This window comes from Roseobacter denitrificans OCh 114 (genome assembly GCF_000014045.1).
GTDB lineage: Bacteria > Pseudomonadota > Alphaproteobacteria > Rhodobacterales > Rhodobacteraceae > Roseobacter > Roseobacter denitrificans.
This window is the reverse complement of sequence record NC_008209.1, coordinates 3102111-3125389: the sequence shown is the minus strand read 5'-3', so window position 1 is coordinate 3125389 and position 23279 is coordinate 3102111. Positions and strand designations below refer to the sequence as shown.

Below are 23279 nucleotides of genomic sequence, written 5' to 3'. Positions count from 1 at the left end.
GATGAATTCTATCAGATATCCGGAGAAATGTGTGACGACTGATGCGCCCCGGCTGGAAATAAAGAACATTTGCTGTGCGTTTGATGGTCGCCGGGTTGTAGACAACGTGTCACTGCGCATCAACCGGGGCCAGGTGACCTGTCTTTTGGGGCCGTCGGGCTGCGGAAAGTCCACAACCCTGCGTGTGATCGCGGGTGTCGAGATGCAGGATAGCGGCGAAATCTATGTGGATGGCAAACTGATTTGCGACACCGTGCATCGTATCCCGCCGGAGCGGCGCGAAATCGGATTGATGTTTCAGGATTTTGCCCTGTTCCCACATCTGAGTGTCGCCGACAACGTGGGATTTGGTCTGAAGTCCGCAAGCAAAGCCGAAAAGCGTGCCCGGATCGAGGAACTGCTGGAGCGTGTGGACCTGAAGCGTTTCATCGATGGTTTTCCGCATCAGCTGTCGGGCGGGGAACAGCAACGGGTCGCGCTCGCGCGCGCGCTGGCGCCGAAACCGAAAATCATGCTGATGGATGAGCCGTTTTCCGGTCTTGATAACCGGTTGCGCGACGGCATCCGCGATGAAACGCTGACGATCCTCAAGGAACAGGATACCGCTGTTTTGCTGGTCACGCATGAACCCGAAGAGGCCATGCGCATGGCTGATGAAATCGCCCTCATGCGCGATGGGCGGATCGTCCAGCAGGGCGCACCCTATAACGTCTATACGCGCCCCATGGACCGGGCTGCCGTGTCGTTCTTTTCTGATGCGAATGTCATTTCGGCTGAGGTCAACGGCGCTTTGGCGCATACCCCTTTTGGCAGCTTTCTGGCTCCCGGTGTGCCCGATGGCACGCCCGTTGACATCGTGTTTCGCCCGCAGCATCTGCGCATTGATTTTGATCGCGCGGGACAAGGGCCCAAACCGACGGCCAGTGATGGCACCGCCGTGCGCGCGCTGGTTGAAAGAGCGCGCTTCATGGGCAACGAAAGCCTTGTTGAGTTCCGGCTGGATCATGACGGGTCGGTTCTGAAATCCACCGTCCCGAACGTGTTTCTGCCCAAACCCGATACGGTGATGTGGCTGACAATACGGCGGGACCGGTGTTTCATCTTTCCGGTCTCGGAACGGACAGACAAGGGGATATGATGCAAAAACTGTTGGTTGAATTTGGCATGGGCACCTCGCTGCGGCGCGGAGACTACACACAAGCGGCTGTGCGGGGCGTCAAGGATGCGCTTTGGCACAACTCCATCAATCTGGCCGAACTGTTCGGGTTTGAAAAAACCGATATGCGCATTCTCGTTGATGTGGGGGTTCAGGCCCCCGAGAAAGTCGATGTTGCCGAAGTGCTCAAGGTATTTCCCTATGGTCAGGCGGAGGTGCGCGTGCAACAGGGCGGCCTCGATATTCCGCGCCCGGATGGCGATGGGCATCCGACGATCATGGCGAATGTGGCGTTGACCGTTGGTTTTGACATGGAGCGGATCAATGACTGAACAACGCATGATCATCGAAATGGGCATGGGAAACGATCTGCACGGTCAGGACTATACCAAGGCCGCCAAACGCGCGATTGAAGACGCGTTTCGGCATTCCTCGATCCCTCTTTTCGGCGTGCTGGGGCTGAGCCATGAGGTCATGCGCGTTCAGGTGACGGTTGGGGTTCAGGACCCGGATGCGGTGGATGCGCAGGCGCTTGCAGAGACACTGCCGCGCGGGCGGGCATCGGTGCGCGTGGTGAAGGGCGGGTTGAACGTCGAAACCGTGAACGGTGACCCCATCGTGGTGGCACAGGCCAGTGTTGAGGCATTCCTGCCGCCCCAAACCGGATGGACGCTTAAAAGCTGAGCAAACAACCGGCGGCGACAGGGCGCACGGGTTCCTGAACAAACCCGCGGCGGTTAAGGCGTGTAATCCGCCAGTGTCTTGCCGGGCTCATCGACAAATAGTTCGGGCAAGGCCTGCGCGGTCTCGATCAGATCGACGCGAAAGACGCGAAATGCTTGCTTGAGTTCGCACCACGCGGTCAACGTCCAGATGCGCCCCCAATATTCCATATGCAGCGGGCGTACGATCCGACAGGTGCGCTCATTTCGCTTTGATTGGTAATTCAATTCGACCTTTTGGCGGGCCTTGATCGCGGCGCGCAAGGTCGGCATATGCGCAAATGCGCGGGTCGCATCGGCAAATGGGTAGACGGCAAATTTCCATTCATCGGCCTGTGCGATAACGCGGCTTGGGGATACTGCGTCAATTTTTGCCCCAAGGCTCAATGCGGCCGCCTTAAGGTCCGGATCAGCCGCTTCGCCGACGATGGCGATGCCGAGGTTCAGCGCTTCCATCTCAGCAACGGAGAGCGTCAACGGGGGCAGGGTGATCGCCTCGGTGATCATGTACCCTACGCCCCGCTCCCCCTGCACCGGGACGCCGGAGGCGACCAGCGTGTCCATGTCGCGGTAAATCGTGCGCGTGGACACTTCCAGCTGCGCGGCCATGTCCTGCGCGCGGTGCAATTTGCCGTCGCGCAGGATCTGTATGATGTCAAAAAGACGGTCAGTGCGGCGCATGATCCTCCGGTGCCCATGAAAAATATATGTCGGCGTGGCGCAGGTTGACGCTTTGCACATCAATCATTTTCATGAAGGGTGCCGCTTCGGGGGCGGTCATGATTGCGCGCGCGGCGTCTTTGGCCGCCGTCATCGACGTCCATGTGATGTGATCCACCCAACCGCCGGTTTCGTCACGGCTGAGGGTGCGCGATATGACCGCGCCAGTCCGATATAAAAACGGCGTCATTTGCGCGGCAGCCTTGGCAAATTGGTCCGGGTCCGTGCCCGCGTTCAGGCGAAAAGTCACGATTTCAGCGACAGTGGTGTCAGTCATGCACGTATTCCTTGTATGTGTTCTGCAATGCGATGCTTCTGACAGGATGCAACTGACATAAACCTGTCAGTTGGATTTTGCGAGAGCAAAAATTGACGCAATAGGTCACCGCAACTCCCCATTTCATGCAGATAGCGGTTTAGCCTTCGCCCCGCTTTTTCTACAGTTGAGCGCGACAGCGCCTGTTTTGCGGGCACATTTCTTTTGGGAGCATGAAAATGTTAAACAATATTGGTCTGCCGGGACTTTTGCTGATCGCCGTCGTGGTGCTCGTCCTCTTTGGACGCGGTAAGATTTCCAGCCTGATGGGCGAGGTCGGCAAAGGCATCACGTCGTTCAAAAAGGGTGTGAGCGAAGGACAGGACGAGATCACGACTGCCTCGGAGCAGGCAAAGGACGTGACACCTGAGACTGAAAAAGACAAGGTCTGATCCATGTTCGACCTTGGCTGGACGGAGATGCTGGTCATCGGCATCGTTGCGCTTATTGTGATTGGTCCCAAGGACTTACCTGTGATGTTCCGCACGATCGGGCAGTTCGTGGGCAAGGCCAAAGGCATGGCGCGTGAGTTCAGCAGAGCGATGAATGACGCCGCCGCCGATTCCGGTGTCAACGACGTCACCAAGAGCCTGAAAGCCGCCGTGAACCCGGTGAACACAGCCATGGATAGCGTTAAATCCGCCGCCTCGGATCTGGGTAAGTTCGACCCCGAGAGCGAGACGGGCAAGTTGGCAGCCGACAAGGCGGAACGCGCACAGAACGCCAAGAAGATACAGGCTGCCACAGCCCGCGCCGCAGCGGATCGCAAGCTGAAGGAAGCGCAAGAGGCACAGGCCCGCGCCTCCGAACTCGAGGCCGCCGTAACGCCCCCTGAAAAGAACGAGACATGAGCGCATCCGAAGACATGGACGAAAGCGCCGCGCCGCTGATCGAGCATCTGGCAGAACTGCGCACCCGGCTGATCCGGTCGGTCATCGCATTTCTGGTCGGCATGATCATCTGCTTTACCGTGGCAACGCCGATTTTCAATTTCCTGACGGACCCGCTTTGTGCGGTTCTGGCGGACCGCGGTCAGCACTGTGACCTGATCTTTATCAGCCCGCAGGAAGGCTTCTTCGTTGCGATCAAAGTGTCACTGCTGGGTGGTTTCATGCTGTCTTTTCCGGTGATCGCGCATCAGATGTGGCGCTTTGTGGCCCCGGGTCTGTATAAAAACGAAAAGGGCGCGTTCCTTCCGTTCTTGATCGCCTCGCCGGTTATGTTCATGCTGGGCGCGTCTTTTGCATTCTATGTGGTGACGCCGCTGGCCTATGACTTCTTTCTGGGCTTCCAGCAATTCGGTGCCGAGGGCGAAGCGGTTGTGGGTGACCCTGCGTCCAGCCCCGGACTGAGCGTGGTTTTTCAGGGCTCTGCGCAGGAATATCTGAACCTGACGATCAAATTCATTGTCGCCTTTGGCATGTGTTTTCAATTGCCCGTGCTGCTGACCCTGATGGGCAAGGCCGGTCTGGTCAGTTCCGAAGGGCTTGGCAACGTGCGCAAATACGCGGTTGTGGCCATTCTGGTTCTCGCAGCCCTCGTCACACCGCCTGATGTGATTACGCAAGCGATCCTGTTCGTGGTGGTCTATGGGCTTTATGAGGTGTCGATTTTCCTCGTCAAACGCGTGGAGACCAAGCGCGAAGCCAAGCTGCGCGCCGAAGGCTATTATGACGATGAGGACGATCCTGCGTGAGCAAAGACCCCATGGAAAGGATCGCCGCAGCACTTGAGCGTATGGCACCGGCGCCGCTTGAAGCGCCTGATTTCTCGCAGGCTTCCGCCTTTGTCTGGCATACGGAACCGGACCGGCTCGAACCGGTGGAAAAGGTATCGCGGATTGACTTGCCCTTGCTGGTTGGCGTGGATCGCTCGCGGGATACGTTGCTGGCCAATACCGAGCAGTTTGCCAAGGGGTTGCCCGCAAATAACGCGCTTTTGTGGGGTGCGCGTGGCATGGGAAAATCCAGTCTTGTCAAATCAATACATGACGCAGTTCACGCATCACATGAAGAATTGCGCATTGTCGAATTGCAGCGTGAGGATTTGCCGTCAGTCGGTCGCTTGCTGAACGTCCTTCGGGAAAGCCGTTATCGCTTTATCCTGTTTTGTGACGATCTGTCGTTTGGCCATGATGACGCGCATTACAAAAGCCTGAAGGCGGTGCTTGATGGCGGCATTGAGGGGCGTCCCGACAATGTTGTGTTATACGCCACATCCAACAGACGCCATCTGATGCCGCGCGACATGATCGAGAATGAGCGGGGTTCAGCCATCAACCCTTCCGAAGCAGTGGAAGAAAAGGTTTCTCTGTCGGATCGGTTTGGCCTCTGGCTGGGTTTTCACCCCTGTGATCAGGATCAGTACCTGCAAATGATCCGCGGATATTGTGACGCATACGGTGTGGACATGGATGACGAGAGCCTGCGCGCCGAAGCCATCGAGTGGCAGGCCACGCGCGGGTCACGCTCCGGGCGAGTGGCCTGGCAGTATTTCACTGATTTGGCAGGGCGCAAAGGCATCAAGCTCAACCCATAGCGACGACATGCTGTGGTTTGCAAAGTCGACACACCGATTTTGCAAAGTCGCTCGTGCTGCGCCCCGCCGACGGAGCGCTATTGCAGAAACGGCATTGGGTCCACGCTGTCAAACCCGCGGCGCACTTCAAAATGCACAAAGGCATCGTCGCCATCGCGCAGCTTGGCGATGCTTTGGCCACGCGCAACCCTCGTGCCCTTTTCGACACTCACATCCGTCACATTGGCATAAACCGTCAGCAGTTCAGGCTCGTGTCGGATCACGATGATCGGCACGCCCTCGGCGCTTTTGGTGACAGCGGCCACGGTGCCGACATCCGCTGATTTCACATCAGTACCGGGCGCGGCTTTTATGTTGATTCCCTCATTTCGGCCCTTGGAATACTCGCGAATGATCGACCCGTTCACCGGAAACAACATGCGCGCCACATCAGAGGCGGCCGTGCGTTCGCCAACGTCGATTGGCGCGGGCGTCTCGGACAAGAGCGGTTCGGGCGGGGGCAGCGGTCTGGTTGCGCTCGGAGGTGTCGGCGTGGGAGAGCCGGTGCCCGGCAGGGGCGTGGCGTCTTCGGTTTGCGCGGCAGGCGGGGCTTGCATCGCCACAGGGATCAGCAAGAACTGTCCTTCGCGGATGGCAAAATCCGACCCGAGGCCATTCCACTCGGCCAGTGATTTTACCGGAACCTGATAGAGGCGCGAAATGGTATAGGCGGTTTCACCACGTTCAACCTTGTGGCGCACGGGTTCCTTTCCGGTGCTTGCAGGTTCCGCCGTGCCCGAGGCGGGGGGCAGGGCTGCGACACGCACGTCACCGCTGTTGGTTTCGGGCGCACGGTCAATGGCGTTCCCGGCCAACGCGCCAATATCAACGCTTCCGGGCCGGATGGGGCCATCGCTTTGGGCGCCTGTCAAAGGGCTGGGTTCGGCCACGCGGTTTGGCAGGGCGATGATTTCACCACTGCGCAGGGGCGCGGTCTCATCAATGCCATTGAAGCTGGCGAGGGCAGGTGCGTCCACGCCCAAACGCGTCGCGACGCTTTGGATCGTATCGCCCTGTTCGGCCACGGCAACTTGATAGTTGGGGTATGAGATCACCCCCCGGTCATCCGGTTGCGGGCGCGGTTCCGTGCCGACCCGACTTGCGGCATCCGCTGTGGAAAACCCGCCGCCAATGCCGCGCAAATCGTAATCGAAACCTTGCGTGCATGCGCCCAGCAGCGCCACGGTGCTTGCACTCAAAAACAATAGGCGAACCCGCGTGCGGGAAAAATGTCTGACCATCTGCATGTCCTCAACGTAGCTCTTTGAGCGTGAGCCGGTTTTCCGGCCGCTTATTCGTTAACACTATAACAGCTTATCCGTCCTTTCCCAAGCCTTCCAGCAAAGGAACAAAGCGGACTTGCCGCAGCTCGTCATACTCAAGCCCGTCTTCGGTCTTGTGAACGACGATCAGATGCTGAACGGCGTCAGACTGTCCGACGGGAATGACCATGATACCGCCGACCTTGAGCTGCTCCATCAGCGTGCTGGGGGGGTCCTCGGCGGCGGCAGTGACGAGGATGCGATCAAACGGGGCCTGATCCGCAAGGCCATAGCTGCCATCTGCGGTGATCGCGGTGATATTTGTGAGGTTCATCTCTTCGAAAAGGGTGCGCGCCTCGCGCACCAATCGGCTGTGGCGGTCCAGCGTATAGACCCGGCGCGCCAACCGGCTGAGGATCGCGGCCTGATACCCGGAGCCCGTGCCCACCTCCAGCACCTTGTCGCGCGGGCTGATCTTGAGCGCCTGTGTCATCAGCCCGACAACCGATGGCTGGCTGATGGTCTGACCGCAGGCAATCGGCAGCGGCATGTCCTCATAGGCGCGCTCGGCAAAAATCCCCCGGATGAAGGGGCCACGGTCGATGTTTTCCATGGCCGAGAGCACGCGTTTATCTGTGACACCCTTGGAGCGCAGGGCATAGAGGAACTGCATCTTGCGTTCTGCCTCAGACATTTCTGTCATCATGTATTGATGCCCGCCAGCGGGGCCATCATGTCATGCGCGGTCAAATCCGCCCGCATCGGCGTGACCGAGATGTACCCCTCAAGGTTCAACTGTGCGTCAGATCCGGGTGCGGTCGGGCGATGCTGATCGCCGCCCTTGATCCACAAGAACCGCCGACCCGATGGGGCATTATGCGGCTCGGTCGAAAAGCCCAGCCCCTCGCGGAAGCCCTGCGTTGCCAAGCGGATGCCGAGGACTTCGTCGCCCGGAACAGGAGGGAAGTTCACATTGTAAAACAGACGATAGCCACCCGTTTCCTGCGGTGTGTGCGCAAGGATGCGCTGCACCACATCGACACCATGCTGTGCTGAGGCCTCGAAAGGGTTCTCGATCGCGTTGTTGCGCGGCCCGTAGTATTGCGACAGGGCAATCGCGGGTAACCCTTGCAGGGCTGCTTCCATCGCGCCGCCGATGGTGCCCGAGTAAAGCGTGTTTTCAGCGGAGTTATTGCCCCGGTTCACGCCCGAAAGCACCAGATCGGGTGGGCTGTCTTTCATCACATCGTGCAGGCCGGCCAGCACGCAATCTGCCGGTGAGCCTTCGGCGGCGAAGCGGCGCGGGCCCATTTGCGCAACCATCATGGGGCGGGTGTAGCTGATGCAATGGCCGACGCCGGATTGTTCGAACGCAGGTGCGACGGTCCAGACCTCGCCATCCTGCCCGGCCAGTCTGGTCGCGATCTCATGCAAAACCATCAGTCCCGGTGCGTTTATCCCATCGTCGTTTGTAATCAAAATGCGCATATCAAGGCCCCTTTTGGCTTTGATAGGCGAGCGATAGGAGCGCAGCAAGAGAAGCCGCCCCTTGTCAGCTGTTTTGCAGCTCGAAAGCTCAGAGTTGTGACAGAACTGCTTCGGCTGCGTCCCTCGTGGGCGTCAAGGCATCGCGGTTTTCGCCGGGATAGAACCGCCCACGGGTCGCGGTTGGCATGGGCGGCGGTGTCACAATATCCACGCGCGGCCCTGTTGTGGCGCTTTCGGCCTGCCACGACCGGGCCAGCGCGACCTGCGCGGCCTTGCTTGCGCCGTAGCTGCCAAAGAACTTCTCCCCCGCGCGCGCATCGTCAAAAAACACCGCCTGTCCGGTCGTGCCGAGCAAGGGCGCGACAAAGGTGATCAGGGTCGCCGTCGCGGTAACATTGGTTGCGATGGATTTGGCCAGATCCTTGCTGTCGATGTGACTGGTCGGTGTCAGGGGGGCTGCATGAATGGCCGCGTGCAACCAGAGATCAAGGCTGCCCCAACGGTCAAAGATCCCGCGGCAGAGCGTCGCCATGGCGTCAGTATTGGTGATGTCCATCGGCGCAAGCGTAGTTGTCCCGCCGTGGGATTGGATGCGGTCGTCCAACTCCTCCAAAGCGCCGGTTGTTTTCGCAACCGCGATGATGTGATGCGTGGGCGCCAGCGCTTCGGCCAGTGCGTAACCCAGGCCGCGCGATGCGCCGGTGATGAGAGCAGTTTTTGTCATGTCCTGCTGGTGCCGTGTAATCGCGCGGGCGTCAAGCCGTCTTGCGACGATAGGTCAGTGTCAGAACAGCGTAACGGCCAAAGCGCGCCGCAGTGTTTGTACAGGGTGGCTATTCGGCGGCGGGCTTCATTTCAAAGCCGTCTTCGATCTGGTCCGAGGGCACAACCGGGTATTCGCCGGAAAAACAGGCATCGCAATATTGCGGCTGTTTCGGGTTGCGGCCCTTCGCCTCGCCCACGGCACGATAAAGCCCATCCAGCGAGATGAATTTCAGGCTATCGACCTGTAGGTGGGCGCGCATCTCCTCTTCGGACATGGTCGCGGCCAGCAGTTTTTCGCGTTGCGGCGTATCGACGCCATAAAAACAGGGCCAGGCGGTAGGCGGCGAGGCAATGCGGAAGTGCACTTCCTTGGCGCCGGCATCAAGGATCATTTCCTTGATCTTGCGGCTCGTCGTCCCGCGCACCACGGAGTCGTCCACCAGAATAACCCGTTTGCCCTGGATCAGCGCGCGGTTCACGTTCAGTTTCAGGCGCACGCCCATGTTGCGGATCTGTTCAGTCGGCTCGATAAAAGTGCGGCCCATATATTGGTTACGGATGATCCCCATCGCATAGGGAATGCCCGATTCCAGCGAATAGCCAATCGCCGCCGGGGTGCCGGAATCCGGTACCGGGCAGACAAGATCGGCCTCCACCGGGTTTTCCTTGGCCAATTCACGCCCGATCGCTTCGCGCGTTTCATAGACCGACCGCCCGCCCAGAATACTGTCGGGGCGCGAGAAATACACATGTTCGAAGATGCAGAAGCGTGGTTTTTGCGGGCGGAACGGGAACTGGCTGTCGACCCCTTTTTCGGTGATGACGACCATTTCACCGGGTTCGATTTCGCGGATGAATTCGGCCCCGATGATATCCAGCGCACAGGTTTCCGAAGACAACGCCCAGCCATCCCCGATCCTGCCCAGAACAAGCGGGCGTACCCCAAGCGGATCGCGCACGCCGATCAATTTGGTGCGCGTCATCGCGACAACCGAAAACGCGCCTTCCACCCGGCGCAGGGCGTCTTCCATACGTTCGGGGATGTTGCGTTGCAGGGATCGCGCCATCAGGTGAATGATGCACTCACTGTCGGACGAGCTTTGAAAAATCGAACCGCGTTCGATCAGCTCGCGGCGCAGGGCGTTTGCGTTTGTAATGTTGCCGTTGTGCGCAATCGCCGCCCCACCCATGGCGAATTCGCCAAAGAACGGCTGTACGTCGCGGATGGCCGTCTGGCCTTTTGATCCGGCGGTGGAATAGCGCACATGCCCGATGGCCAGCGGACCCGGCAGGGTTTCCATCACGGATTTACTCGTGAAATTATCGCGCACATAGCCAAAGCGGCGCGCGGATTGAAAGCCCTGTACCGCGTCATAGCTCACGATGCCGCCCGCCTCTTGTCCGCGATGTTGCAGGGCATGCAGCCCAAGGGCCACGAAATTGGACGCATCGGCGACACCGATGACCCCAAAGATCCCACATTCTTCCTTCAGTTTGTCGTCGTCATTGCTGTCGCGCAGATAACTTGTATCAAACGGATGAGCGGGAGGCATGATCTTGGACAACGGGGCAGCTCCGAATCCGGTTTGCAGGTGAGCACTGTTTAGGCCCTGCGCGGGCTTATGTCACGAACCTATGACGGTCTTGGTGCTGATTGTCGCGGTCTGTGCGGATGTCGTGCACCTCTTGAGCAGCAATCCCTCGCGCCCAGCGGGAAACCCGAAGCGGATCAGCGGCTGTTACTGTCCGCAATTGCTGACCAGGGCTTCGTATTGGCCGGTGATCCACCCCAAAGCCTGCTCGGGTTCGGCGCCTTCGATGTCGTCGGACAGCTGCGAAAACACCGCGGCGGAGCGGCTGTTGTCCACGACTGTATAGCTTTCACCCGTCACAACGGTGTTGTAGACGAAAAACCCCACCGCAACGAGCAGCACGCCGCGCGCGACCCCAAAAAGGAATCCAAGCCCCTGATCCACACCACTGAGTGCGGAGCGTTGAATGACCGAGGAAAACAGCGGGGTAAAGAGCGACACAACGATCAAAGCGACCGCAAAAACGGCGGCAAAGGCCCCGATGATCGACAATTCGCAACTATCGGCCAGAAATTCGCCAACAACCGGTACTTCGCGGATCAGCGGTTCAACCTGCGGGGCAAACATGAAACCGAGGATCGCCGCTGCCACCCAGCCGACAATGGCCATGATCTCACGCACGACGCCGCGACTATAGGCAAGCAGTGCCGAAATGACGATCACAAGGGCCACGACCCCGTCGATCATTGTGAAGTTTTCCATAGCCTCAACTGCCTCTTTACGCGACGCTTAGCCTGCGCCAAAAATCTCGCCTACAAAGCCCGTCAGGTCCGGCATCGTGTTCAAAGTAATGCCGCTGACCCCGACCGCTTTACCGCCCTTGGCAGCAATGGCGCTGGTAAAACCAAGTTTTTGCGCTTCTTTCAACCTGTTTTCGGTCTGGGTGGCCGGGCGCAGGGCGCCAGACAGGCTGATTTCGCCAAAAACCACCGTATCCGCAGGCAATGCGGCGTCCTCTCGCGCGCTGAGCAGGGCCGCCGCCACCGCGAGGTCCGCTGCCGGTTCTGACACTTTCATGCCGCCCGCCACGTTCAGATAGACGTCAAGCCCCGCAAAGGGGATGCCGCAACGCGCCTCCAGCACGGCAAGGATCATCGCCAGGCGTCCCCCGTCCCAGCCGACCACAGTGCGGCGCGCCTGCGCATGGGGCGAGGGGGACACCAGCGCCTGAAACTCGACAAGGACGGGGCGCGTGCCCTCAACCCCGGCAAACACCACCGAACCGGGTGAGGGCGTCCCCCGTTCACTCAGGAACAGCGCCGAAGGGTTGGCCACTTCGTCCAGCCCGCTGCCCGTCATCTCGAACACGCCTATCTCGTCTGCCGGACCGAAGCGGTTTTTGACGGCGCGCAGGATGCGGAACTGATGCCCGCGCTCGCCCTCGAAATAGAGCACTGTGTCGACCATATGTTCAACGACGCGGGGGCCTGCGATCTGGCCCTCCTTGGTGACATGGCCCACGAGGATCACGCTGATCCCCTTGCGCTTGGCAAAACTGGTCAACTCATGGGCTGCGGCGCGCACCTGACTGACCGAGCCCGGGGCGCTGTCCACATTGTCAGCCCACATGGTCTGGATGGAATCGATGATGGCAAGCTGGGGCTTTTCCGCCTCAAGCGTGGTGAGAATGTCGCGCAGGTTGGTTTCTGCGGCGAGTTGCACCGGCGCGTCGGTCAATCCCAGACGCTGCGCGCGCATCCGCACCTGTGCAGAGGCCTCTTCGCCAGAAACATATATTGTTTTCAAGCCACTGCGCGCGAACTGGGCTGCGGCTTGCAGCAGCAACGTGGATTTCCCGATGCCGGGGTCCCCGCCCACGAGGATCGCCGAAGCCGCAACCAATCCGCCGCCCAGGACGCGGTCCAACTCCTTGATGCCGCAGGTGGTGCGGGGCGGGGGGGCTTCCTCGGTGGACAGGCTGGTGAGTTTGACCGATGCGCCGCGCTTGCCGCCAAGCGATTTGGCCGGGCCTTTCGAGATGCCTGCGTCCTCGGAAATCGTGTTCCACTCGCCGCAGGATTCACAGCGCCCGGCCCATTTGGTCGTGACGCTGCCGCAGGCAGAGCAGGAGAATGAGGGGGATTTGACCATGGCCTCTTGTGGCGCAGACGAGGATTGCCGTCAAAGAGATTTTGGGTCGATGGTTCTGTGCGACTGTCGCGCTGGCGCCGCAAAACAGGCCCCGGATTTCTCCGCGGCCTGTTTTGATATATTTTGCAGCAACCGCTGCGGGGACGGACCGGTCAGGCCGCGCGGCGTTTCATCCAGCCAAAGATACCAAGGCCTGCAAGCAGAAGTGGCAAACCGGCAGGCAATGGCACGGCGGAGATTTCATCCCCCGTCACTTCGATGGCATAGCCCGTGCCACCACCGTGATCTTCACGCAGAAGCTGCAGGAAGTTCGTACCCGCCTGAACGGTGCCGAGGTCGAGCGTGAATTCGCCCAGACGCGCGCCACCGGGCGCCATTGCACCGCCCTGAAACACACCGTTCAGCCAGACGAAAATCCCATTGTCCACGCCGATGCTGAGGTTGAGGTTTTCGATGCCGTTTGCGCCGCCGTCAAAGGCATAGATGACGGCCGTTTCGTCGTTGACCTTCCAGTTGCGCGGGATTGCCTGCTCGGTCGCCGACCAAGTGCCACCGGGGGTGGCAGGCGTTGTCAACCAGTCCCCCAAAGCAGAGGCCGCTGCGGACAGATCAGGCGCATCGCCGGGACCGAATGACTGCGTCGGGTCGCCATCACCGACACCCGGAAACGCGATGGAGGTGCTGTTCAGCACACTGCCGATGCCGGCGTTGTAAAACCCCTTGGTGGCGGAATCGATGATGGTGGCCGCGTGGCTTGTGGCTGCGGTTGCAAGCACGAGCGCTGCTGCGAGGGCGAGTTTTTTCATATCCGATTTCTCCACTGGAAAGGCTGAAACTTGTTAAAACGTTTAAAATTCTTGTTAAACGGAATGCCACGGGGGGATGCGTGCCGCAATCACAATGGCAGCCAATGGTTAACGCTTTGAGCAAAGCACGCGCGGCAATACCTGTCACGTTGGCGCGGTTTCGCGAGGTCCCAAACCCGTTTATCGCACAGATTCGATTGGTCCGTCGGCACTGCCGTTGATGAATTGGGTCAGGTAGGGATCACCGGAGGCATCCATCTGTGCCACGGGGCCGGTCCACTGAATGACACCCTCGTGCAGCATGGCGATATTATCCGCAATCGCGCGCACGCTTGTCATGTCATGCGTGATGGTCATGGCCGTTGCGCCCATTTCCACTACGATTTCGCGGATCAGATCGTTGATCACGCCGGACATGATGGGATCAAGACCGGTGGTGGGCTCATCGAAAAAGATGATCTCCGGCTCGGCGGCGATGGCGCGGGCAAGGCCGACACGTTTTTGCATGCCTCCCGACAGCTCCGCCGGGAAGCGGTCTGCCACATCGGGTTTCAGCCCCACGCGGCGCAGCTTGTCGATCGCGATGGCGCGCGCCTCGTCCTTGGGGCGTTTGAGCGAGCCGCGCAGCAATCGAAAGGCCACGTTTTGCCACACGGGCAGGCTGTCAAACAGGGCGGAGCCCTGAAACAGCATGCCAAAGCGCGCAAGGAAAGCATCCCGGTCGCCGGTTGTTGCGTCCTTGCCATCCACGAGGATCTTTCCGCTGTCCGGTGTCACAAGGCCCAATATGCATTTCAACGCAATTGATTTACCGGTGCCGGAGCCGCCGATGATGACCATGGACGACCCTTTTTCGATATTCAGGTCGATCCCGCGCAGCACGTGGTTTGAGCCAAAGGATTTATGTACGCCTTCCATCCGGATCATAGCGTGAAAAATACCCCCGTCAGCACGAAGTTCGCGGCCAGAATGAGAACGGCGGCACCTTCAACAGCGCCCTTCGTGGCGCGACCGACCCCCATGGCACCACGGCCTGAGTTCATGCCGTGATAACACCCCATGAGAGCGGCGCAAAAGCCAAAGACCGCCCCTTTGGTCAGCGATGAAATAACGTCCAGCGGTTCAAGAAAATTCACCGTGTTGTTGATGTAGGTTGCCGCATTGAACCCGAGCGTTCCGGTGGCAACCGCAAAACCGCCGAAGATGCCGATGATATCCCCGACAGCCACGAGCAACGGCACCACCAGCACGGCGGCAAGGACGCGCGGCACGGTGAGGTATTTCATCGGATGGGTGGACAGGGTGACGAGCGCGTCAATCTGCTCTGTCACCTTCATGGTCGCGATTTCGGCGGCGATGGAGGACGTCACCCGCGCGGCAATCATCAAGCCGACCAGCACAGGGCCCAGTTCGCGCACCATCCCGACGGCAACGATCTGGGGCACCACGGCTTCGGCATTGAACCGCGAGCCGCCTGCGTAGATCTGCAAGGCGAGCGCACCCCCGGTGAACACCGCCGTCAACCCGACGACCGGCAGGGACAGCCAACCGATATTGAGCAGTTGTGTCGCAAACTCGCGGGCGTAAAAGGGCGGTCGGGCAAGATGGCCGATCGTCTGGCCGCCAAAAATGGCGATCCGGCCAATGGCTGCCAATGCGCTCAGGACAACGCGGCCTATGACGGCGAAAAACTTCACTGCGTATAGACCCTTTTGTATCTGTCGCCGAGAGAGGTCAGTATTTCATATCCGATGGTATCTGCAAAGCCCGCAACCGTATCGACTGACTGGTGACGCCCGATAAGCTGCAGGCTGTCCGGGTCGCTGCCCAGTGCCGTCACATCGACACCGATCAGATCCATGGACACGCGGCCCACGACGGGTAGGGCAGTATCGCCAGCATGCAGCCGTGCCTTGGCCCCCATCGCGCGGATCAGACCATCGGCATAACCTGCCGAGATCGTGGCAATGCGCGCAGGCGCGGTGGCCGTCCATGTGTTGGCGTAGCCCACGGTTTCGCCGGGGTGAACGTCGCGCACCTGAATGACCGGCACATCAAGCTGCACCACCGGCAGCGCGTCGACAAAGGGCAGACCGCCGTAAAGGCCAATCCCCGGGCGCGTCAGGTCGAAATGATAGTCAGGCCCCATCAAAATCCCGCCTGTCGCCGCAAGCGAGCGTGGCGCGGTGATGTCCTGTGTCATCTCGACAAAGCAGTCCAACTGTTGGCGGTTCATCTGGTGGGACGGCTCATCCGCGCAGGCAAGGTGCGACATCACGAGGCTGGGAGGGCGCTGTGTGGCGACCTCGCGCACCGCGCGCCATTCGCCGTCTTCCATGCCGAGCCGGTTCATGCCGGTATCAAGCTGGATGCCAAAGTCATGCTCGGGCAGGGCCTCCACATGTCGGATCATCTGGTCGATGGAATTGATCATCGGCGTGAGGCCCGCGTCCCGGATCAAGGCGGTATCCCCCGCCATATGGCCGGAAAATACGCTGATCTGCGGCCCCGCGCCAAGCGCCTGCCGCAGTGCCACGCCCTCTTCGGCAACGGCGACAAAGAAATGACGCGCACCGGCCTCAGCAAGGGCCGATGCCGCAGTGCCTACGCCAAGGCCATAGGCGTTGGCTTTGACGACAGCGGCGGTTTCGACGTCTGATAGCGCGTTCAGACTGCGCCAGTTTGCAGCGAGCGCAGAAAGATCAATTGTCAGGACAGCGGTACTCATGGCGCGTTCATGACACGAATGCGCGCAAGGTCAAGCCTTTGGGCAAAGATGCGGTGCGACCTCCGCCGGAAATTGCCGGTTGAAGCTTTTATAACCTGAATAAGTCGCCTCGGCGTCCAGCCCCGGCAAGGCCGTGGTTAAAGCGCGACGTCGCAGACCGGATCACCGGGATATGACATCACGGGCCCGGCGCGCGATCCGGGCCTGAGACATCTCAGAAAAACGGGGAAACCCTTATTCCGGCGCCACGAATTGAACGTCAAGCTCCAGCCTGTAGGTCACATCAAAGGTTCCTTCGGGCACTTTCTTATCGCTGGTGCCAACCTCCATGATGTAGTCGGAAAGGGCGGGGACAGGCCCGACCGTCCCTGCGTCCAGAAATCCAACAAGACCGTCGCGCGTTTGGCCGTTGGGTGGAAAGGTGACACCCGTCAGAAACGGCGCGCGCTCTGTGGCGCCACGCAGGTCCTTGATGACGGCTTTCATCGCAAAGCCCTGCGGTCCGGTTCCGACAGCTGACACCCTGATTGCGGTAATCGCGGTGCCGTCGGCCACATCGAATTTGAATTCATCCCGGCCCGATGGGCGGGTCCGGCAGCCCATATCCGCGGCGCATGTGCCGCTGACCTGACCGACAAAGGTATTAGTGCCCAGCGTCAGGCCGCCCACATCCGCGCCATCATCGACCGAAACCGGTTCGATTTCGAGCCCGACACAGGCAGTAACGGCCAGCGGGGCAAGCAGGAATAGTAAATGTTTCAATGAAATTCTCCTTTTATGCACCTGACGAAATAGCAGAAACATCGCCTGTCACCTAGAGCGTCTGACGAAATACCTGAAGCATCGAGTATCACGTAACGCGTTGAAATCCTTGATTTCAGGCAGCGTTACGTGATTCAGGTTTTTCGCATGACGCTTTAGTGCCTTGAAATCTACGACATCATGTTGCGGCGGGTGCCGCAGGTTTTCCGCATGACGCTTTATGGCATCCGCCCTTACAGGACGCGGAACGCGCTGAAAGGGAGGCGTTTGCACAAAAGGCAACCGCACCGACGGGGTCCCGTTCTGTTTGAGCCGTTGGGCAATCAGAATTCGCGGTCGCTGCCCTGTTGCCAGGGCTGCACCAGATTGCCAAAGCGCGTGAAACGCCCCTCGAAACTGAGTTCAACCGTACCGATAGGGCCATGTCGCTGCTTGCCGATAACCACTTCGGCGCGGCCATGCAGGCGATCCATCTCTTCCTGCCATTTTGCCATGGCTTCAAGGTCGTGGTCGCCCGGTTTTTCGCGTTCCTTGTAATATTCTTCGCGGAACACGAACATGACCACATCGGCATCCTGTTCGATGGAGCCTGATTCGCGCAGATCGCTGAGCTGGGGGCGTTTGTCTTCGCGGCTTTCCACCTGACGTGACAACTGCGACAGGGCAACGACCGGGATATCCAGCTCTTTGGCGATGGCCTTGAGGCCCATTGTAATCTCGGAGATTTCATTCACGCGGTTCTCGGATTTACCCGTCCCGCGCACCAGTTGCAGATAATCCACCATCAGCACATCAAGCCCGTGGGTCCGTTTGAGCCGCCGCGCGCGGGCCGCAAGCTGCGCGATCGGCAGCGCGGGTGTGTCGTCTATGTAAAGCGGGCAGGCCTCCAGCGATTTCGCCGCATCCACGAAGCGTCGGAATTCGGTTTCTGTCATATCGCCCCGCCGGATCTGTTCCGAGGGCACTTCGGAGGCTTCAGACAAAATCCGCGCGGCGAGTTGTTCCGCGCTCATCTCAAGGGAGTAGAACCCGACCACACCACCATCAACGGCACCTTCGCTGCCGTCGGGCAACACGCCGCGCTTGTAGGCCTTGGCGATGTTGAAGGCGATGTTCGTCGCAAGAGAGGTCTTGCCCATGGATGGACGACCCGCGAGGATCAGCAAATCCGACCGGTGCAAACCGCCAAGCTTCTTGTCCATGTCGATCAGGCCGGTGGAGACACCTGACATGCCGCCGTCGCGCTGATAGGCGGCATTTGCAACATTAACAGCATCCGTTACTGCCTTGAGAAAGCTTTGAAAACCACTTTCGGACTGCCCCTGTTCCGCAAGCGCGTATAACGCCTGTTCCGCCTCGACAATCTGCTCGCGCGGTTCAGAGGCCACATCCACATGCGCCGCCTTGTCCGATATCGTGCGCCCAAGCTGGATCAGGTCCCGCCGCACCGCCAGATCATAGATCATCTGCGCGTAGTCCTTGACCGCAAATGCAGAAATCGCCGCCCCCGCAAGGCGCGCCAGATACGCCGGGCCGCCAAGCTCCTTGAGGCCCTCGTCGTCCTCCATGAAGGCTTTGAGCGTGACCGGGGAGGCCAGGCTGTTCTTGGCAATCCGCGCGGCGGCAATCTCGAAAATGCGCGCATGGACGGGGTCATAAAAATGCTGGGGTCCAATGATCGAAGCCACGCGGTCGTAGATGTCGTTGTTGGTCAGGATGGCACCGAGCAACTGCTGTTCCGCCTCGATGGAATGGGGCATGGTCTCAGGCGATTGCACATCAACGCCGGTCGGATTGAAGGTCGATATCTCGTTCATGACTGTCCTTGCCTGCGCGGCATTTGCTGCTGCTGATTTTTGTAACGCTTATGTGACAGATGTAGTCGAAAATTCCCCTGCCGCCTATCGGGGCAAAGCTGTGGATAACATCGGCTCAACCCTGTGCACATCCTCACGTATACGTGCATATAGTATCACGGTGCAAATTTGGCGCAACATCTTGGTGCGTGCCGCGATTCCCCGCGTGCTGAACTGCGCCCGGTGTGGAAAGAAATTATTTCTTGTTTGCTTCTTGCCACTTACGCGGATTGTGCAGAAATTTCTCCACTTCGCTGAGTGTTGCCTCATCGAAAACGCCTTGCTGTTTGGCTTCGGCGAGCACGTCCCACCAGGTGCAAAGTGAGTGCAATGCGACGCCGTGATCGCCCAGTGTTTTCGTGGTTTCGGGAAAGATATCATAGTAGAAAATCACGGCCGTATGCCCGCAGGTCGCACCCGTCTCGCGGATCGCATCCACGAACGACAGCTTCGAGCCGCCATCGGTGGTCAGATCCTCAACCAGCAGCACGCGTTCGCCCTCGCCCATCGCGCCTTCGATACGCGCATTGCGGCCATAGCCTTTGGGTTTTTTGCGCACATAGGTCATGGGCAGGGCCATGCGTTCGGCCACCAATGCAGCAAAGGGAATGCCTGCGGTTTCCCCGCCCGCGATGTTGTCAAAGGCCTCAAAACCCACATCGCGCATGACGGTGACGGTCAGGAAATCCATCAAGGTGGCGCGGATGCGCGGAAAGCTGATGAGTTTGCGACAATCAATATAGGTCGGGCTGGGCAGACCGGAGGAGAGCGTAAAGGGGTCTTTTGCGTTGAAATGTACCGCGTGGATTTCAAGCAGCATGCGGGCCGTGAGGCGTGCCATTTCTTTCGCATCGGGGTAGGCGGAGGGGATCATGTCGCTGTCCTTCGTGTTTGGATGGCTGAGCAGGGCGCTTTCGCGCAGACGATTACACCACCGTCCAATTCGGAACAAATCCGGGGTCAAATACGGTCACTGGCCCATCCTCTGTTTCGATATGGCTCGGGAAGGTGGCGGGTGTTTTTGTCAGGGTCAGGCGTGCTTCGTTGGCGGGCAGACGGTAGAACGCAGGCCCGTGCAGGGATGCAAATCCTTCCAGTCGCTCCAGTGCCTGTTCTTCCTCGAAAACATGCGCGAGGATGGACATGGTGTTGGTCGCGGTAAAGCACCCGGCGCAGCCACAGGGCAGCAGCTTGTTGGCGTCCGTATGCGGCGCGGAATCGGTGCCGAGGAAAAACCGCGCATCCCCCGAAGTTGCCGCAGCGCGCAACGCCAGCCTGTGTTCTTCGCGTTTGGCCACGGGCAGGCAATAGTAGTGAGGTTTGATCCCCCCGGCGAGGATATGGTTGCGGTTGATCACCAGATGGTGGGTCGTGATCGTCGCGCCGAGCGTGTCGTCCTGTGCCGTGGCATAATCCACCGCGTTGCGCGTCGTGATGTGTTCCATGACCACCCGCAGCCCCGGTGTCGCCTGCCGGATCGGGTCCAGAACGCGGTCGATGAAGACAGCCTCGCGGTCAAAGATGTCGATGTCATCATCGGTAACCTCGCCATGAACACAAAGCGGCAGTCCGATCTCTGCCATACGCTCCAGCACGGCGCGGATATTGTCAAAATTCGCCACACCGCTGGCTGAATTCGTCGTGGCCCCCGCAGGATAAAGCTTGACCGCATGGACCAACCCGTTGGCGTGCGCGGCGGCCACATCATCCGGATCGGTGTCTTCCGTCAGATAAAGCGTCATCAGCGGCGTAAACTCTGCACCTTCCGGCAATGCCGCGAGAATGCGCGCGTGATAGTCTTGCGCCTGCGCAAAGGTGACCACGGGCGGGACAAGGTTTGGCATGATGATCGCGCGGGCGAAATGCGCGGTGGTTTCGGGCAGGACGGCGCGCAGCATCGCGCCATCGCGCAGGTGCAGATGCCAGTCGTCGGGGCGGCGGATGGTCAGCGTTTTTGTCATGTTTCTGCGCTAGCATAGGCACGCGCGCGGCACCAGAGGCTGGCGTTTGTTTCGTCTTGGCGTGGCTGATTTTCCCGGCGTCTCAAGATGGCCCGATGGTTGTGCGGGCGACCATCCGGAACCGGTCTCGCGGAACCAATGACAGAAAAGATCGCCTGAAATCCGATATAGGACGGCGTGATTGCTTGACCCTCCGCGTGAAGGGTGCAGTGTAATGTCAGCAACAGCAGGAGCCAGCATGATCACGCCCAAAACCATCGACGCCGTTCAGGAAATGCTGGCAGATCAGGGCTATGTCTGCGACCGCGCCCTCGGCACCGTCGTGTTTCTGGCGTTGCAACTGGGGCGTCCGCTGTTTCTGGAGGGCGAAGCGGGGGTCGGCAAGACAGAGATCGCCAAGGCGCTTGCTGCCGGATTGAACCGCCGCCTGATCCGTCTGCAGTGCTATGAGGGGCTGGATGCGTCCAGCGCTGTGTATGAATGGAACTTTCCGGCGCAGATGGTTGCGATCCGCACCGCCGAGGCGACGGGTGCTGCATCGCGCGGCGCACTTCAGTCGGAGCTTTTCAGCGACGACTATCTGATCGAGCGACCGCTGCTGCAGGCCATGCGCCCGGATGAAAACGGCGCGCCGGTGCTGTTGATTGACGAGCTTGACCGTACCGATGAGCCGTTTGAGGCCTTTCTGCTCGAAGCGCTCAGCGATTTTCAGGTGACGATCCCGGAGCTTGGAACAATCAAGGCCCCGGAACCGCCCATCGTCATCCTGACCTCCAACCGCACGCGCGAGGTGCATGACGCCTTGAAACGACGCTGTCTCTATCACTGGGTGGATTACCCGGATTTCGAGCGCGAGATGGACATCCTGACCGCCCGCGCGCCTGACGCCGCCGCCGCGCTCAGCCGTGAGGTTGTGGCCTTCGTACAGGCGCTGCGCACGGAGGATTTGTTCAAGAAACCCGGTGTAGCGGAAACAATCGACTGGGCCAAATGCCTGTTGGCGCTGGATGTCATCAACCTCAGCCCGGACGTGATCGCCGATACACTGGGCGCGATCCTCAAATATCAGGATGACATCCAGAAACTGCACGGATCCGAAGCCAAACGCATTCTCGATGAGGTCAAGGCGACGCTGGAGCCGGTGTGATGCGCCGCGCCGCGCATGTTGCAGGGCCGGGCATAACAAGGTGGCTCAATGCCTGAATACGCCCCCCTCGAACTGCCCGAAGATCCGAAACTCGCGGGCAACATCACCCATTTCGCGCGCGCCTTGCGGCGTGCCGGGGTGCCGATTGGGCCGGGGCGGGTGATTGATGCGATCCGGGCGGTGGAGGCGGCGGGATTTACCGAGAAGCGCGATTTTTACTGGACGCTGCATGCCTGTTTCGTGAACCGGCCAGAGCATCGCGCGGTTTTCGCGCAGATCTTCCGGCTCTACTGGCGCGACCCGCGGTATCTTGAGCATATGATGTCCTACATGATCCCGGCGGTGCGCGGGGTGCAGGAGGAGCGCAAGGCCAGATCGGCCGAAAAACGTGCGGCAGAGGCCTTGCTTGACGGGGCCGAAGCACCGGATTTGTCGCAAGGCGAAGAGGGCGAGGAAACCGAGATCGAGATTGACGCAAGCCTCACCATGTCGTCCGAGGAACGGCTGCGCACGCTTGATTTCGAACAGATGAGCGTTGCCGAAATCGCCGAGGCCAAGCGCATGATCGCGCGCCTCAGCCTGCCGGTCAAACCCATCAAATCGCGGCGCGCGCAGGCGAGCCTGAGAGGGCAAAGGGTCGATGCCGCGCGCACGCTGCGCCAGTCCATGCGGCAGGGCGGGGATCTGCACAAGATCGCTCTGAAACAGCCACGCCCGCGCTGGCCAAACCTTGTGGTGCTCTGTGATATTTCGGGGTCCATGAGCCAATACAGCCGCATGGTGCTGCATTTCCTGCATGCTGTTGCGAATGAAAAAGGGGCCGGATGGGCCAAGGTGCATGCATTTACCTTTGGCACGCGGCTCACCAATATCACCCGTCATCTGCGCCAGCGCGATGTGGACGCCGCGCTTGCCGCCGCCGGGGCGGAGGCGCAGGATTGGGAAGGGGGCACGCGTATCGGCAGCTGCCTTGAAACCTTCAACCGCGACTGGTCACGCCGGGTGATGGGGCAGGGCGCGGTCGTACTGGTGATCACCGATGGTCTGGATCGCGATAGCCCGGACCGGCTGGCAAAACAGATGGAGCGGTTGCATCTGTCATCGCGCCGCCTGATCTGGCTCAACCCGCTGCTGCGCTGGGAAGGTTTCGCACCAAAGGCGCAAGGGATTGCCGCGATGCTGCCCCATGTGGACAGCTTTCGCGCAGGTCACTCGATTGCCTCGCTGCAAGACCTTGCCGCCGCGATTTCCCGCCCCGATGACATGGGCGAGAAAGACAGGTTGATGCGCCTGATCGGGGTGCAGGGCGTCTGACGAAACACATAAACTA

The 23279-nt window shown here is 59.9% G+C and carries 26 protein-coding genes; 9 read left to right on the top strand and 17 right to left on the bottom strand.

The window, feature by feature from the left end; genetic code table 11:
* The first annotated feature begins 1 nt into the window (after position 1).
* Genes RD1_RS14970 through RD1_RS14960 form a run of 3 tightly spaced genes read left to right on the top strand, consistent with a single transcriptional unit; the run spans position 2 to position 1840 of the window.
* Positions 2 to 1138 carry an ABC transporter ATP-binding protein gene (locus tag RD1_RS14970; RefSeq protein ID WP_044033178.1) on the top strand — a complete coding sequence of 379 codons (1137 nt, stop codon included), beginning with the start codon at positions 2 to 4 and terminating at the stop codon, positions 1136 to 1138.
* A complete protein-coding gene (locus tag RD1_RS14965) occupies positions 1138 to 1488 on the top strand; it encodes a Lin0512 family protein (RefSeq protein ID WP_011569376.1) in 351 nt (116 codons plus the stop codon). Before RD1_RS14970 ends, RD1_RS14965 begins: the two co-directional genes overlap by 1 nt.
* A complete protein-coding gene (locus tag RD1_RS14960) occupies positions 1481 to 1840 on the top strand; it encodes a Lin0512 family protein (protein WP_011569375.1) in 360 nt (119 codons plus the stop codon). The genes RD1_RS14965 and RD1_RS14960 overlap by 8 nt, the downstream gene beginning before the upstream one ends.
* 53 nt (positions 1841 to 1893) lie before the next feature.
* Here RD1_RS14960 and RD1_RS14955 read toward each other — a convergent pair whose 3' ends face one another.
* Together RD1_RS14955 and RD1_RS14950 are read right to left on the bottom strand one after the other, a co-directional pair.
* Entirely contained in the window at positions 1894 to 2559 is a 666-nt protein-coding gene (locus RD1_RS14955) for a helix-turn-helix transcriptional regulator (RefSeq protein ID WP_011569374.1), read from the bottom strand.
* The gene (locus RD1_RS14950) at positions 2546 to 2875 is read right to left on the bottom strand and encodes a hypothetical protein (RefSeq protein WP_011569373.1); all 330 of its coding nucleotides are present in this window, start codon (positions 2873 to 2875) and stop codon (positions 2546 to 2548) included. The genes RD1_RS14955 and RD1_RS14950 overlap by 14 nt, the downstream gene beginning before the upstream one ends.
* A 218-nt stretch (positions 2876 to 3093) precedes the next feature.
* Between RD1_RS14950 and tatA the strand changes: the two genes are divergently transcribed.
* Genes tatA through RD1_RS14930 form a run of 4 tightly spaced genes read left to right on the top strand, consistent with a single transcriptional unit; the run spans position 3094 to position 5452 of the window.
* Positions 3094 to 3306 carry a twin-arginine translocase TatA/TatE family subunit gene (gene tatA, locus RD1_RS14945; protein WP_011569372.1) on the top strand — a complete coding sequence of 71 codons (213 nt, stop codon included), beginning with the start codon at positions 3094 to 3096 and terminating at the stop codon, positions 3304 to 3306.
* A 3-nt stretch (positions 3307 to 3309) separates the two neighbouring features.
* Positions 3310 to 3765, top strand: coding sequence for a Sec-independent protein translocase protein TatB (tatB, locus tag RD1_RS14940; RefSeq protein ID WP_011569371.1), 456 nt, complete (start codon positions 3310 to 3312; stop codon positions 3763 to 3765).
* A complete protein-coding gene (tatC, locus tag RD1_RS14935) occupies positions 3762 to 4610 on the top strand; it encodes a twin-arginine translocase subunit TatC (RefSeq protein ID WP_011569370.1) in 849 nt (282 codons plus the stop codon). Before tatB ends, tatC begins: the two co-directional genes overlap by 4 nt.
* Positions 4607 to 5452, top strand: a complete 846-nt coding sequence (locus tag RD1_RS14930; protein ID WP_011569369.1) for an ATP-binding protein — start codon at positions 4607 to 4609, stop codon at positions 5450 to 5452. Before tatC ends, RD1_RS14930 begins: the two co-directional genes overlap by 4 nt.
* Positions 5453 to 5529: 77 nt before the next feature.
* Here the strand turns inward: RD1_RS14930 and RD1_RS14925 are convergent, their stop codons facing one another.
* The 15 genes from RD1_RS14925 to pyrC all read right to left on the bottom strand — a co-directional run bounded on the left by RD1_RS14925 (position 5530) and on the right by pyrC (position 20802).
* Entirely contained in the window at positions 5530 to 6732 is a 1203-nt protein-coding gene (locus RD1_RS14925) for a M23 family metallopeptidase (RefSeq protein WP_011569368.1), read from the bottom strand.
* A 73-nt stretch (positions 6733 to 6805) separates the two neighbouring features.
* Positions 6806 to 7456, bottom strand: a complete 651-nt coding sequence (locus RD1_RS14920; protein ID WP_044033490.1) for a protein-L-isoaspartate(D-aspartate) O-methyltransferase — start codon at positions 7454 to 7456, stop codon at positions 6806 to 6808.
* Positions 7456 to 8241, bottom strand: coding sequence for a 5'/3'-nucleotidase SurE (gene surE, locus RD1_RS14915; RefSeq protein WP_011569366.1), 786 nt, complete (start codon positions 8239 to 8241; stop codon positions 7456 to 7458). Before surE ends, RD1_RS14920 begins: the two co-directional genes overlap by 1 nt.
* Before the next feature lie 88 nt (positions 8242 to 8329).
* A complete protein-coding gene (locus RD1_RS14910) occupies positions 8330 to 8965 on the bottom strand; it encodes an SDR family NAD(P)-dependent oxidoreductase (RefSeq protein ID WP_011569365.1) in 636 nt (211 codons plus the stop codon).
* Positions 8966 to 9074: 109 nt separating this feature from the next.
* On the bottom strand, positions 9075 to 10559 hold the full coding sequence (gene purF, locus RD1_RS14905) for an amidophosphoribosyltransferase (RefSeq protein WP_011569364.1): 1485 nt from the start codon (positions 10557 to 10559) through the stop codon (positions 9075 to 9077).
* Positions 10560 to 10745: 186 nt separating this feature from the next.
* Positions 10746 to 11300 carry a CvpA family protein gene (locus RD1_RS14900; protein ID WP_011569363.1) on the bottom strand — a complete coding sequence of 185 codons (555 nt, stop codon included), beginning with the start codon at positions 11298 to 11300 and terminating at the stop codon, positions 10746 to 10748.
* A gap of 27 nt (positions 11301 to 11327) precedes the next feature.
* Entirely contained in the window at positions 11328 to 12689 is a 1362-nt protein-coding gene (gene radA, locus RD1_RS14895) for a DNA repair protein RadA (RefSeq protein WP_011569362.1), read from the bottom strand.
* 152 nt (positions 12690 to 12841) lie between these two features.
* Positions 12842 to 13495 (bottom strand): VPLPA-CTERM sorting domain-containing protein, encoded by a 654-nt coding sequence (locus RD1_RS14890; protein ID WP_011569361.1) that lies wholly within the window; start codon positions 13493 to 13495, stop codon positions 12842 to 12844.
* Between the two features lie 180 nt (positions 13496 to 13675).
* The gene (locus tag RD1_RS14885) at positions 13676 to 14422 is read right to left on the bottom strand and encodes an ABC transporter ATP-binding protein (protein WP_011569360.1); all 747 of its coding nucleotides are present in this window, start codon (positions 14420 to 14422) and stop codon (positions 13676 to 13678) included.
* Positions 14419 to 15192 (bottom strand): MlaE family ABC transporter permease, encoded by a 774-nt coding sequence (locus RD1_RS14880; protein WP_011569359.1) that lies wholly within the window; start codon positions 15190 to 15192, stop codon positions 14419 to 14421. The genes RD1_RS14885 and RD1_RS14880 overlap by 4 nt, the downstream gene beginning before the upstream one ends.
* Positions 15189 to 16223: an alanine racemase gene (alr, locus tag RD1_RS14875; RefSeq protein ID WP_011569358.1), complete on the bottom strand. Its 1035-nt coding sequence runs from the start codon at positions 16221 to 16223 to the stop codon at positions 15189 to 15191. Before alr ends, RD1_RS14880 begins: the two co-directional genes overlap by 4 nt.
* Positions 16224 to 16457: 234 nt before the next feature.
* Positions 16458 to 16985, bottom strand: a complete 528-nt coding sequence (locus RD1_RS14870) for a hypothetical protein (RefSeq protein WP_105880264.1) — start codon at positions 16983 to 16985, stop codon at positions 16458 to 16460.
* 323 nt (positions 16986 to 17308) lie between these two features.
* Complete coding sequence (locus RD1_RS14865; RefSeq protein WP_011569355.1) at positions 17309 to 18802, bottom strand: replicative DNA helicase; 1494 nt, start codon at positions 18800 to 18802, stop codon at positions 17309 to 17311.
* 235 nt (positions 18803 to 19037) lie between these two features.
* Positions 19038 to 19715: an orotate phosphoribosyltransferase gene (locus RD1_RS14860; RefSeq protein ID WP_011569354.1), complete on the bottom strand. Its 678-nt coding sequence runs from the start codon at positions 19713 to 19715 to the stop codon at positions 19038 to 19040.
* 52 nt (positions 19716 to 19767) lie between these two features.
* Positions 19768 to 20802, bottom strand: coding sequence for a dihydroorotase (gene pyrC / locus RD1_RS14855; protein WP_011569353.1), 1035 nt, complete (start codon positions 20800 to 20802; stop codon positions 19768 to 19770).
* Positions 20803 to 21040: 238 nt separating this feature from the next.
* On the opposite strand from pyrC, the gene RD1_RS14850 reads away from it, so the two are divergent.
* Positions 21041 to 21949: an AAA family ATPase gene (locus RD1_RS14850; protein ID WP_011569352.1), complete on the top strand. Its 909-nt coding sequence runs from the start codon at positions 21041 to 21043 to the stop codon at positions 21947 to 21949.
* Positions 21950 to 21997: 48 nt separating this feature from the next.
* Positions 21998 to 23263 (top strand): vWA domain-containing protein, encoded by a 1266-nt coding sequence (locus RD1_RS14845; protein ID WP_011569351.1) that lies wholly within the window; start codon positions 21998 to 22000, stop codon positions 23261 to 23263.
* Positions 23264 to 23279 lie beyond the last annotated feature (16 nt).